This is a genomic window from Pseudomonas sp. N-137, assembly GCF_034555295.1.
GTDB classification, from domain to species: domain Bacteria; phylum Pseudomonadota; class Gammaproteobacteria; order Pseudomonadales; family Pseudomonadaceae; genus Aquipseudomonas; species Aquipseudomonas rhizophila.
This window is the reverse complement of record NZ_JAXUDQ010000018.1, coordinates 305397-318011: the sequence shown is the minus strand read 5'-3', so window position 1 is coordinate 318011 and position 12615 is coordinate 305397. Positions and strand designations below refer to the sequence as shown.

The window sequence follows — 12615 nt, the reverse complement described above, 5'->3', positions numbered from 1 at the left end:
TTGAAACTCAAGGAGTTTTTCGTTTCGACTGCGCCGGAAGTGGGGCGAATTATAGACTTCCAGAATTTGCCGTCAACCCTTAATTTCGTTTTTCTATCAATAAGTTGCAGGGCATTCGAAAAAGCCACCGCGCCCCTCAAAAAGCCTCTTCTATATAGAAGAGAGAATCAGAGCACCCCAGCCTCTCTCAACCCCGTCACCATCGCCTCATCCAACCCCAATACTCGCTGCAGGACATCCCGCGTGTGCTCCCCTAATAAAGGAGGCGCATTGCGATATTCCACCGGGGTCTCGGACAGCCGGATCGGGTTGGCAACCTGCGGCACTTTACCCGCCAGTGCATGAGGCAACTCCATCGCCAGCCCACGCGCCTGGACCTGAGGATCAGCAAACACCTGGGACAAATCGTTGATCGGCCCACAGGGCACACCAGCCCGCTCCAACTGAGCGACCCATTCGGCAGTGGTCTTGAATACCGTCGCCTGGCGAATCAAAGGTATCAATACTGCACGGTTCGCCACCCGCAACTTGTTTGTCGCAAAGCGAGGGTCATCAGCCCACTGCGGCTGCCCCGCTACCTCGGCGAACTTTCGGAACTGACCGTCATTGCCTACCGTAAGGATGAAGTCACCGTCAGCCGTAGGAAAGTCCTGATAAGGCACTATGTTCGGATGAGCGTTGCCCAACCGCTTCGGCGCGTTGCCCGTGGTCAGGTAATTCATCGCCTGGTTCGCCAGGCAAGCCACTTGAACATCCAGCAAGGCCATGTCGATATGCTGCCCGCCGCCGGCATGATCGCGGTGAGCCAACGCTGCCAGGATGGCCACGGTCGAATAGACACCAGTCAGGATATCCGTCAGCGCCACCCCTACCTTCACCGGGCCCGCCCCCGCATCACCTTCAGGCCGACCGGTGAGACTCATCAAGCCCCCCAACCCCTGGATCATGAAGTCATATCCGGCGCGCTTGGCGTAAGGACCGGTTTGACCAAACCCGGTAATCGAGCAATAGATCAGTTGCGGGTTGATCGCCTTCAGCGAGTCGTAGTCCAGGCCATAGGCCGCCAGCCCACCTACCTTGAAGTTCTCAATCAGAATGTCGGACTTGGCCGCCAACTCCCGCACCAACCTTTGCCCCTCGGGGTGCGTGAAATCGATGGTCACCGATTGCTTGTTGCGATTGGCCGACAAGTAATAGGCCGCCTCGGTGGTATTCTCGCCAGACGCATCCCTCAGGAACGGCGGTCCCCAGGCGCGCGTATCGTCGCCACCACCCGGCCGCTCGACCTTGATGACCTCAGCTCCCAGGTCCGCCAGGATCTGACCAGCCCACGGCCCGGCCAGCACCCTCGATAAATCCAGTACCCGCAGATGCGAAAGCGCGCCCATGCCGTCCCCCTATTAATAGAACGCCTGGATACCGGTTTGCGCACGCCCCAGGATCAGTGCATGAACATCATGAGTACCTTCGTAAGTGTTCACCACTTCCAGGTTGACGAGATGGCGAGCGATGCCGAACTCATCGGAGATGCCATTGCCACCCAGCATGTCCCGCGCCATGCGAGCAATATCCAGGGACTTGCCGCAGGAGTTGCGCTTCATGATCGATGTGATTTCAACAGCGGCCGTACCCTCATCCTTCATACGACCCAGACGCAGGCATCCTTGCAGGGCAAGGGTGATTTCAGTCTGCATGTCGGCCAGCTTTTTCTGGATCAACTGAGTGGCAGCCAAAGGACGACCAAACTGCTGCCGATCCAGGGTGTACTGGCGCGCGGTGTGCCAGCAGAATTCGGCAGCACCCAAGGCCCCCCAGGAGATGCCATAGCGAGCCGAGTTCAGACAGGTAAAAGGCCCTTTCAGCCCACGCACATCCGGAAAGATGTTTTCTTCTGGAACGAAGACGTTATCCATGACGATCTCGCCAGTGATCGAAGCGCGCAGACCGACCTTGCCGTGAATCGCCGGCGCACTCAGGCCTTTCCAGCCTTTCTCGAGAACAAAGCCACGGATGTCACCGGCGTCGTCCTTACCCCAGACGACAAATACATCGGCAATCGGGCTGTTGGTGATCCACATCTTGCTACCCGTGAGGCTGTAGCCGCCTTCCACTTTACGCGCACGGGTAATCATCGCTCCCGGGTCGGAACCGTGGTTCGGCTCTGTCAGACCAAAGCAACCGATCCACTCGCCGGAAGCCAGCTTCGGCAAGTACTTCTGCTTTTGAGCTTCGGTACCGAACTCATTGATCGGCACCATGACCAACGAGGACTGTACGCTCATCATCGAGCGATAACCTGAATCAACGCGTTCCACTTCACGAGCGATCAAGCCATAGCTGACGTAGTTCAAGCCGCTGCCGCCGTACTGTTCAGGAATGGTTGCGCCCAACAAGCCGACCTCACCCATCTCACGAAAAATCGCCGGGTCGGTTTTTTCATGACGGAACGCTTCCAACACCCGCGGCGCGAGCTTCTGTTGGGCGAACTGCTCGGCAGTGTCGCGAATCATGCGTTCTTCTTCGGTGAGTTGCTGGTCCAACAACAATGGATCAATCCAGTTGAAACTCGCTTTACCGGCCATGAAAGAATCCTCGCCAATCAGATTAAAAATCGTGGATTGATCCTAGGCGCGCTTTCCTATCAGAGCAAACGAGGATTACGCACGCTCTTGTGCTAATTTCTCACTCCGTAAACGCCCTGCACCCCGTTTACGACCCTGACGAGTGAGGTTGATGTACATGCGTAGAAAAATCCCCAGCACCGCCGCCCTGGTCAGCTTCGAGGCCGCCGCACGTCATGAGAGCTTCACCAAGGCCGCACAGGAGCTTTCCCTCACACAGGGCGCTATTTGTCGACAGATCGCCAGCCTGGAGGACTTCCTCGGTGTGGAGTTGTTCCGACGCTCACGGCGGGGAGTCAAACTGACAGAGGCCGGACTTTCCTACAGCCGCCGCGTTGCCACTCAGCTGGACGCCGTGGAGCGCGATACTCTTTCAGTGATGGGGCATACCGGCGCCAACGTGATAGAGCTGGCAGTGGTTCCGACGTTTGGTACTCAATGGCTGCTACCGCGCCTCAAGGACTTCCAACAGCAGCATCCAGAAGTCACGGTCAATCTGACCAATCGCACGCGGCCGTTTCTCTTTGCGGATACGGATTTTGACGCAGCCATTTATTTCGGCGATGCGGACTGGTCCGGTACCGAATCCCACAAGCTGATGGGAGAAAACCCGATGCCCGTGTGCAGCCCTACCTTACTGGGCAACCGGAACAGCCTGACACCGCAAGCCATCGCCGAACTGCCCCTACTTCAGCAAACCACCCGCCCGTATGCGTGGCGCCAGTGGTTCAACTCACAAAACCTCAATATCGCGCGAGACCTGACAGGCCCGCGTTATGAACTATTCTCCATGCTTGCCCAAGCGGCGATGCATGACATGGGAATCGCCTTGATTCCACCTTTTTTGATCCAGCGCGAGCTGGCCGAGAAACGATTGGTCGTTGCCAATCGAAATGCCTTGTCGAGCATCAAGGCCTACTACCTGATGATCCCCGAACGAAAGGTCGAATCGGCCTCTCTGAGGGCTTTTCGCGATTGGCTGGTCAATCAAGCTAGTAGTTACAGCCTTGATTAACAAGGAAAAACTCTATATCCGACTCCGGTAGTAAGCTAATCAAAAGCGCTACAGATATAAATTTATGTCGCATACAGTCAATCTGTTCCGAAATCAGTACCGTAGTCTCATAACCGTTCAAATACGTGGCTTTGAGCCACGTTACGCAGCTCATCAGGGTTCATTCACGTCGCCAATGGAAAAATCGTCAAATTTGGCCTGAAACCCTGGAAAGCCCAGCCTACAAGGGATATATGCCGATCATTGCGACATTCGGTCACAGGGTGACTTGTAGTTAATTTTCCGTCACCCGTCATAATCCCTTGAAGGGCTGAATTTTCGCCTGCAAAATGCCGCGCCCCGCCTGATTCGGCGGGATCGTGCTGATCGGCCGCCCCAGCCGCACCATCCGAAGTGCCTGGGTTTACTCAATAAGATCACGCAGGAGATTTGACGTGCACATTGGTGTTCCTCTCGAAACCCAGACGGGTGAAACGCGGGTTGCTGCAACCCCGGAAACCATCAAGAAGCTGATCGGCCAAGGCCATAAGGTCACTGTTCAAAGCGGCGCCGGCATCAAGGCCAGCGTTATCGACAGTGCCTATGAAGCAGCGGGCGCCACCATTGGCAGCGCCAGTGATGCTTTCGGGGCCGAACTGATTCTCAAGGTGGTCGCCCCCAGCGACAGCGAACTGACGCTGATCAAGAGCGGTACCGTTCTGGTGGGCATGCTCAATCCGTTCAATAACGAAACCATTGCCAAGCTGGCCGAACGCGGCATTACCGCTTTCGCCCTTGAGGCCGCGCCACGTACCTCCCGCGCCCAGAGCCTGGATGTGCTGTCGTCTCAAGCGAACATTGCCGGCTACAAGGCCGTGCTGCTGGCCGCCCACCATTACCCACGCTTCATGCCTATGCTGATGACCGCCGCGGGTACCGTGAAAGCGGCGCGGGTGCTGATTCTCGGTGCTGGCGTGGCTGGGTTGCAGGCGATTGCCACGGCCAAGCGCCTGGGTGCGGTGATCGAGGCGTCGGACGTGCGTCCGGCAGTGAAGGAACAAATCGAATCCCTCGGCGCCAAGTTCGTCGATGTACCTTACGAAACCGACGAAGAGCGTGAATGCGCCGTCGGCGTTGGCGGCTACGCCCGACCCATGCCCGCCAGCTGGATGCAGCGCCAGGCCCAGGCCGTGCACGAGCGCGCCAAGCAGGCTGACATTGTCATCACCACCGCATTGATTCCGGGCCGCAAGGCACCGACTTTGCTCAGTGCCGAAACCGTCGCACAGATGAAACCCGGCTCGGTGGTCATTGACCTCGCGGCAGCCCAGGGCGGTAACTGCCCGCTGACCGTGGCCGATCAGGTGGTGATCGAAAATGGCGTGACCATTTGCGGTCCGACCAACCTGGCCGGCGAAGTCGCGGCAGACGCTTCGGCGCTGTACGCCCGTAACCTGCTGGACTTCCTGAAGCTGGTCTTCACCAAGGAAGGTCAGTTCGACGTGAACCTGGAAGACGACATCGTCGCCGCGTGCCTGATGTGCCGCGACGGCCAAGTCATCCGCAAAAACGCCTAAGCAGGGATTCAGACAATGGAAGAGCTTATCTCCCCCGGTATCTACAACCTGATCATCTTTGTGCTGGCGATTTATGTCGGTTACCACGTGGTCTGGAACGTAACGCCCGCGCTGCACACACCGCTGATGGCGGTGACCAATGCCATTTCGGCCATCGTGATCGTCGGCGCCATGCTTGCCGCCGCACTGACCGTGACCCCGCTGGGCAAGACCATGGGCACCCTCGCCGTGGCCCTGGCCGCAGTGAACGTGTTCGGCGGCTTCCTGGTGACGCGCCGCATGCTTGAGATGTTCAAGAAAAAAGCCCCGAAAGCCGTAAAAGAAGAGGCGCCCAAGTAATGAGCATGAACCTGGTAACGACGCTCTACCTGATCGCGTCGATCTGCTTCATCCAGGCCCTCAAAGGCCTGTCGCACCCCACTACATCTCGCCGAGGCAACCTGTTCGGCATGCTCGGCATGGCGTTGGCGGTGCTCACTACCGTGGGTCTCATCTATAAGTTGGGCGCCGAGCTGGCTACCGCAGGCATCGGCTATGTGATCGTCGGTCTGCTGGTCGGCGGCACTGCCGGGTCGATCATGGCCAAGCGCGTCGAGATGACCAAGATGCCCGAGCTGGTGGCGTTCATGCACAGCATGATCGGCCTGGCCGCGGTATTTATCGCGATCGCCGCCGTGGTCGAGCCGCAGTCCCTGGGCATCGTCAAGCAACTGGGGGATTCAATTCCGGCCGGTAACCGTCTGGAGCTGTTCCTTGGCGCCGCCATCGGTGCAATCACCTTCTCCGGTTCGGTGATCGCCTTCGGCAAGCTGTCGGGCAAGTACAAGTTCCGCCTGTTCCAGGGCGCACCGGTACAGTTTGGCGGCCAGCACAAGCTCAACCTGATCCTGGGCCTGGCAACACTGGGTCTGGGCCTGATGTTCATGTTCACCGGCAACCTCGGGGCATTCGCCCTGATGCTGGCCCTGGCGTTTGTGCTGGGCGTGCTGATCATCATCCCGATCGGCGGTGCGGACATGCCGGTGGTGGTGTCGATGCTCAACAGCTATTCCGGCTGGGCTGCAGCGGGTATCGGCTTCTCGCTGAACAACTCGATGCTGATCATCGCCGGCTCCCTGGTGGGTTCCAGCGGTGCGATCCTCTCGTACATCATGTGCAAGGCGATGAACCGTTCGTTCTTCAACGTGCTGCTCGGCGGTTTCGGCAACACGGCGGATGCCGCTGGCCCGGCAGGCTCCAAAGAAGCCCGTCCGGTGAAATCCGGCTCGGCTGACGACGCCACCTTCCTGCTGACCAACGCCGATACCGTGATCATCGTGCCGGGCTATGGCCTGGCGGTGGCACGGGCGCAGCACGCGCTGAAAGAGCTGACCGAGAAGCTGACCCATCACGGCGTGACCGTCAAATACGCGATCCACCCAGTGGCCGGTCGTATGCCCGGGCACATGAACGTATTGCTGGCCGAGGCCGAAGTGCCTTACGACCAGGTGTTCGAGATGGAAGACATCAACTCCGAGTTCGGCCAGGCCGACGTGGTGCTGGTACTGGGTGCCAACGACGTGGTCAACCCGGCGGCGAAGAACGATCCGAAGTCGCCGATTGCCGGCATGCCGATCCTCGAAGCCTTCAAGGCCAAGACCATCATCGTCAACAAGCGCTCGATGGCCAGCGGTTACGCCGGCCTGGACAACGAGCTGTTCTACCTCGACAAGACCATGATGGTGTTCGGTGACGCCAAGAAGGTTATCGAAGACATGGTCAAAGCGGTGGAATAACGCTCACTGCTTCGCCACTAACGCCCCGACTTGTCGGGGCGTTTTGATTTGTATCAAGGCCGAACGTTACCGATCCGGTAATAATGTTTTGCCTGAAACGCCCGTAATAGACGCCTTAAATGCGACTTTTGTAGCGGGTCGGGCACGGCGCGAATTCACTAGACTGCGCATCCAGCTTCCAGCCCGAGATAACCACCCATGTACCGTGATCGCATCCGCCTGCCCTCGTTGTTGAACAAAGTGATGAGCGCTGCCGAAGCAGCCTTGCTGATTCAGGACGGCATGACCGTCGGCATGAGCGGTTTCACCCGCGCCGGAGAAGCGAAAGCAGTGCCCCACGCCCTGGCTGAGCGCGCCAAGGTCACGCCACTGAAAATCAGTCTTATGACCGGTGCGAGCCTGGGGAACGACCTCGACAAGGAACTCACCGAAGCCGGCGTACTGGCCCGGCGCATGCCATTCCAGGTCGACAGCACGTTGCGCAAGGCGATCAACGCTGGCGAGGTGATGTTCATCGACCAGCACCTGTCGGAAACCGTCGAGCAATTGCGTAACGCCCAGCTCAAGTTGCCGGACATTGCAGTGATCGAAGCCGTGGCCATTACCGAGCAAGGCCATATCGTGCCCACCACCTCGGTGGGCAACTCGGCCAGCTTCGCTATTTTCGCCAGGCAGGTCATTGTTGAAATCAACCTGGCCCACAACCCTGATCTGGAAGGGTTGCATGACATCTATATCCCGACCTATCGCCCGACCCGCACACCGATTCCCTTGGTGAAGGTCGACGACCGTATCGGCAGCACCGCCATCCCGATACCGCCGGAAAAAATCGCCGCCATTGTCATCACCAATCAGCCGGATTCGCCTTCGACAGTCATGCCGCCGGACAGCGACACCCAGGCCATTGCCGATCATTTGATCGGCTTCTTCAAACAGGAAGTCGCCGCCGGGCGCATGACCAATAAACTCGGTCCATTACAGGCCGGGATCGGCAACATCGCCAATGCCGTGATGTGCGGGCTGATCGACTCCCCATTCGAAGACTTGACCATGTATTCAGAGGTCCTGCAGGACTCTACATTCGACCTTATCGACGCCGGCAAACTGAGCTTCGCCTCTGGCAGCTCCATTACGCTGTCGGGCCGGCGCAATGCCGACGTATTCGGCAATCTGGAGAAGTACAAGGACAAGCTGGTCCTGCGCCCCCAGGAAATTTCCAACCACCCCGAGGTGGTACGCCGCCTTGGCATCATCGCCATCAATACGGCACTGGAGTTCGACCTCTACGGCAACGTCAACTCCACCCATGTCTGCGGCACGCGGATGATGAATGGGATAGGCGGCTCGGGGGACTTTGCGCGTAATGCGCATCTGGCGATTTTCGTGACCAAGTCGATCGCCAAGGGCGGCGCAATTTCCAGTGTCGTGCCGATGGTCAGCCACGTGGACCATACCGAGCACGATGTCGACATCCTGGTGACGGAGATCGGCCTGGCCGACCTGCGTGGCCTGGCGCCAAGGGAGCGGGCGCGGGTGGTCATCGACAATTGCGTGCATCCGTCCTATCGCCAGGCATTGAACGAGTATTTTGAAGCGGCGTGCGCCTTGGGCGGGCATACACCGCACATCCTGCGCGATGCACTGAGTTGGCACCTGAATCTGGAAGAGACCGGGCAGATGCTGGCGGTTTAATACAGCTGGATCACCCGGGCAACAAATACAGTTTTCACTGGCCATCGCTTTCAACCCACAAACCACAAAAACTGTACTACTGTACCTGTGATTTCCTACAGCAAACTCCTACGCATCTCTGCTTTCACAGCAAAAATGCACATAAATAGTGCGCACAGGTACAGTTGCCTCAATATTGACCAGTACACCACCGTTTAACAGTTAACTGGTCTCTCACATTACAGGTGAACTGTATCTAGAGAGACTGGCCAAACGAGAGGATCATGGGCACCAGTTAAACCACTACCTAATCCCGCCATAAGCGGAAGGATGTCAACCATGGAACGTACACTCAGTTCCGAGCTGTTCTTCGAAGACAAAGCTGAAAAAAACCAGGCTTCCCTGCCTCTTCGCGTTATCGCTAACCTGATGTTGTGGCAGCGCCGCATCGCCAGCCGCCACCAACTGGCCCGTCTGGATGCACGCCTGCTGGCTGACGCCGGTATCAGCGAAGCACAACGCTACGAAGAGCTGAGCAAGCCGTTCTGGCGCTAACTCAGCGTCGCTGGCCCTGACCCACCGGGTCCACCGCCAGCACCGAATTGAACAAACAAGACCCGTCGCGGGAAACCGCGACGGGTCTTGTCGTTTCAGAGGCCTGGTTTTGCCAAAAACCACGCACCTGCACAGTTAAGAATAGTTAGAAAATAACCAGTACAGTTTTATCGAGCTGTTGTAGAAGCGTGGAAATTGCCAATGGCCAAGCTGTCATCCACCTCGTTCTGACCTAATATCGAAACGAACGTGGCGAAGCGGGTCGAGCATGCGTCTTCTCTTCCAGCTACACGCACCGGCACCACTTCATTATTCAAGGAGTTTCATCATGATCCGTCTTCGTCTGCTCAGCGCCGCCGCCCTGCTGGCCGTAGCCGCACACTCCAATGCCAGTAGTTTTATCGTCACCACCGACTCCCTCGTGGGTGCGCTCAAGGCCACTTCCGACGCAACGTCCGATATCACTTCGTCGTTTCGCGACGACAAAATTGTCCTGGCCGCTCGTGACGATGCTGCCAGTTTCGTCGCCAGCAACGGCGCCATCCGCGGTGTGAAACTGGAAAGCGCTCTGGATTACATCCGTCAGCAGGCGCCGCAGTTGAACGCCTCCGACGCGCAGCTGGCCCAAGCCATCCTGGTGATCTGATTCCAGACATGAAACATCGGGACGCCAATGGTGTTCCGATGTTTCAGCGCTGGCTCTGGCGCAGTGGTTTGCGCTAGCCTTCGGACTCACCATCAACAGTCGAGTCCCATGCGTTTCTACTCAGATCTGTCCCTCGCTTTTTTCTTCAGCGCTTTATGCTGGTCCGTTCCGGCCCATGCTTTCGATGTCTCCACCCAGCAAGTCGTGATCAGCGGCTATGCCACGAGCATGGTGACCTCCGCGCCCTTCGACCATAAACTGATCGCCGCCGCCCACGATGACGCTGCGGCATTCGTTGCCAGCGATGGGCAGTTGAGAGGTGCGCAACTGGAGTCGGCCCTGGATTATCTACACCGGACCCAACCAAAACTTCACGTCAGCGACCTTGAACTGGCACAGGCAATTCTCGTCCAATAGTTATCTTTATTCTTCGGAGTCGTTCCATGCGTAGCCCGCTGATTGCTGCCACCCTAGGCCTGCTGGTGTTGGCCGATGTGGCCCAGGCACAAACCCTGGTAGCCACCAGTAACATCGTCGTTCGCGCCTCCCAGCGCACGATCGATTTCACCTCCGACACCACCACATCCATCCGTGACTCGAAAATCGTTCGTGAAGCCCATGACGATGCGGCCAGTTTCGTCGCCAGTAACGGGGAAATTCGTGGCGCTCACCTCGAGGCCGCCTTCGACACCTTGCGCACCCGCGTACCGGAAGCCCGCGACGCCAGTGACCAGGTTCTCGCCGAAGCCATCCTCGCATTGTGAGGCCGTTCGCCGTCTGGCTGACGGCCGGGGTCGTGCTGCTCTTGAGCAGCACCGCCCAGGCCGGCCTGCAACTGCACCTTAACGACGAAGGACTGACCCCGGCGCAACAGCAGGCCAGCCAGGCGCTGCTCGATGAAGCGATGCAGGCCCTGCCGCCGCGATTCATCGAACAGCTGGACCGACGCATCAATGTGGGCTGGACCGACCGGATGCCCACCAACGCCTACGGCCAGGCCTCGCTGGTGTCGCAGTTGGACCTCAATCGCAACCTGCTCGACAGCCTCACCGACGGCAGTGCCGCCACGCAAAAGACCCATCGCCCCCACGGCACCGTGCGGCGGGAAATGCTCGCCACGGTCCTGCATGAACTGACCCACATTTATGATCGCTCGCGTTTATGGCCAAACGCCGAACGCGCGCTGATCCAACGCTGCACCCGACGCACCAGCAGCGCCGGGCTGATCGGCCTTCCCGATGAATGCCGGGGCCAGAACGACCGCCGCTTCACACTCAGTGATGATCCCCGCTTGCTGGACCTCGCCGGCTGGCCGCAATACGTCGGCCGTCGTGGTGAACGGGAACAGCATAATCGCCAGGTCGCCCGCAGCCCGGACATCTACGAAACGAGCAGCCCCAAGGAGTTCGTCGCGGTCAACATGGAGTACTTTCTCCTGGACCCGAGTTACGCCTGCCGACGGCCAGCACTGTATCGCTATTATCAGGAACACTTTGGCTGGGCCCCCGCCGCCAAGAATACCTGCGCCCCGTCATTCGCGTTCCTCAACGCCGGCAACGACTTTGCCAAGACGCCACTGGGCAAGGTTGATCCAGAGCGGGTCTACGCCATCGATTACCTCTTGGCCGAAGCCAACCAGAACTGGGTCAGCCGCTGGGGCCACAGCATGCTGCGGCTGGTGATCTGCGCGCCGGACCGCCCCCGTGGGCCGGATTGCCGGCTGGATCTGGATCAACACCTGGTGCTGTCATACCGCGCCTTCGTGGGCGATGTGCAGCTGTCGAGCTGGGATGGCCTGGTGGGCAAATACCCGTCGCGCCTGTTCGTACTGCCGCTGGCCCAGGTCATCGATGAATACACCAAGACCGAACTGCGCAGCCTGGCCTCGGTGCCGCTGAACCTGACACGGTCCGAGATCGAGGAAACGGTTGAACACGCCGCCGAAATGCACTGGAGCTATGACGGCAACTATTACTTCCTGTCCAACAATTGCGCGGTGGAAAGCCTGAAATTGCTGCGCAGCGGCAGCAACAATGCGCAGCTCAAGGGGTTGGACAGCATCATGCCCAACGGTTTGCTGGAAGTGCTCAAGGGGCGAGGTCTGGCGGATACCAGCGTGCTCGATGATCCCAAGGAAGCCTTGCGCCTGGGCTACCGCTTCGACTCATTCCGGGAGCGGTATCAGGCCATGTTCGAAGTGCTGAAGAAACACTTGCCGATCAAGCAACAAAACGTGGAAGACTGGCTGGCCCTGAGCGCCGCAGAACGCCGGCCATGGTTTGAACGGGCCGACCTGCGCACCAGCGCGGCGTTACTCCTGCTGGAACAGGCCAGCTATCGCCGACAACTGTTATTGGCCCAGGATGAGGTCAAGCAGCGCTACCTCGGTGCCCGTGAATTACAGAACGGCGGCATGGAAAGGGCCAACGCGACACTGCAGCAGATCCTCGCCAACAGCGGTTTCCTGAGCCGCCCCGCCGAGTTGCTGGGCAGCAGCGGTTACGGGCTACCGCAGCCCAGCGAATGGCAGCGACTGGAATCCGAAAGCAGCTTGCGTCAGAAACAGCTTCAAACACTGACAGGGGATTTGGATAAGGAAGTCAGGGCCTTGCTTGAGCCAAGCCGCGCGGCAGAAATCAGTGCCAGTGAGGCTAACGTCAAAGAGATAGGCGAGCATTTGCGTAAGCTGCACAAGGCGGGTGGCGGGTTGGAGTTGCCTTGAAGCCAAAAAGGGGTTCAGAACCGAGTTCTGAACCCATTTTTTACTACTGTGTCC

The 12615-nt window shown here is 58.5% G+C and carries 12 protein-coding genes; 10 read left to right on the top strand and 2 right to left on the bottom strand.

Annotated elements, in window-relative coordinates:
- Positions 1-167: 167 nt before the first annotated feature.
- Positions 168-1388 (bottom strand): CaiB/BaiF CoA-transferase family protein, encoded by a 1221-nt coding sequence (locus tag T3A99_RS16325; RefSeq protein ID WP_322834569.1) that lies wholly within the window; start codon positions 1386-1388, stop codon positions 168-170.
- 12 nt (positions 1389-1400) lie between these two features.
- Entirely contained in the window at positions 1401-2582 is a 1182-nt protein-coding gene (locus T3A99_RS16320) for an acyl-CoA dehydrogenase (RefSeq protein ID WP_025216186.1), read from the bottom strand.
- Positions 2583-2739: 157 nt separating this feature from the next.
- Between T3A99_RS16320 and T3A99_RS16315 the strand changes: the two genes are divergently transcribed.
- From T3A99_RS16315 to T3A99_RS16270, 10 genes are all read left to right on the top strand, one after another.
- Entirely contained in the window at positions 2740-3636 is an 897-nt protein-coding gene (locus T3A99_RS16315) for a LysR family transcriptional regulator (protein ID WP_047230087.1), read from the top strand.
- Between the two features lie 434 nt (positions 3637-4070).
- Positions 4071-5192: a Re/Si-specific NAD(P)(+) transhydrogenase subunit alpha gene (locus tag T3A99_RS16310; RefSeq protein WP_047230082.1), complete on the top strand. Its 1122-nt coding sequence runs from the start codon at positions 4071-4073 to the stop codon at positions 5190-5192.
- Positions 5193-5207: 15 nt separating this feature from the next.
- Entirely contained in the window at positions 5208-5531 is a 324-nt protein-coding gene (locus tag T3A99_RS16305) for an NAD(P) transhydrogenase subunit alpha (RefSeq protein ID WP_003187010.1), read from the top strand.
- On the top strand, positions 5531-6967 hold the full coding sequence (locus T3A99_RS16300; protein ID WP_047230081.1) for an NAD(P)(+) transhydrogenase (Re/Si-specific) subunit beta: 1437 nt from the start codon (positions 5531-5533) through the stop codon (positions 6965-6967). The genes T3A99_RS16305 and T3A99_RS16300 overlap by 1 nt, the downstream gene beginning before the upstream one ends.
- A gap of 198 nt (positions 6968-7165) precedes the next feature.
- Complete coding sequence (locus tag T3A99_RS16295; RefSeq protein ID WP_047230080.1) at positions 7166-8659, top strand: acetyl-CoA hydrolase/transferase family protein; 1494 nt, start codon at positions 7166-7168, stop codon at positions 8657-8659.
- Positions 8660-8977: 318 nt separating this feature from the next.
- Complete coding sequence (locus T3A99_RS16290; RefSeq protein ID WP_047230079.1) at positions 8978-9193, top strand: DUF1127 domain-containing protein; 216 nt, start codon at positions 8978-8980, stop codon at positions 9191-9193.
- Between the two features lie 328 nt (positions 9194-9521).
- The gene (locus tag T3A99_RS16285; RefSeq protein WP_047230078.1) at positions 9522-9839 is read left to right on the top strand and encodes a DUF2388 domain-containing protein; all 318 of its coding nucleotides are present in this window, start codon (positions 9522-9524) and stop codon (positions 9837-9839) included.
- Between the two features lie 108 nt (positions 9840-9947).
- Entirely contained in the window at positions 9948-10256 is a 309-nt protein-coding gene (locus T3A99_RS16280; protein WP_047230077.1) for a DUF2388 domain-containing protein, read from the top strand.
- Between the two features lie 26 nt (positions 10257-10282).
- On the top strand, positions 10283-10603 hold the full coding sequence (locus tag T3A99_RS16275) for a DUF2388 domain-containing protein (protein ID WP_047230076.1): 321 nt from the start codon (positions 10283-10285) through the stop codon (positions 10601-10603).
- Positions 10600-12561, top strand: a complete 1962-nt coding sequence (locus T3A99_RS16270; RefSeq protein ID WP_322834568.1) for a DUF4105 domain-containing protein — start codon at positions 10600-10602, stop codon at positions 12559-12561. The genes T3A99_RS16275 and T3A99_RS16270 overlap by 4 nt, the downstream gene beginning before the upstream one ends.
- The last annotated feature ends 54 nt before the right edge of the window (positions 12562-12615 follow it).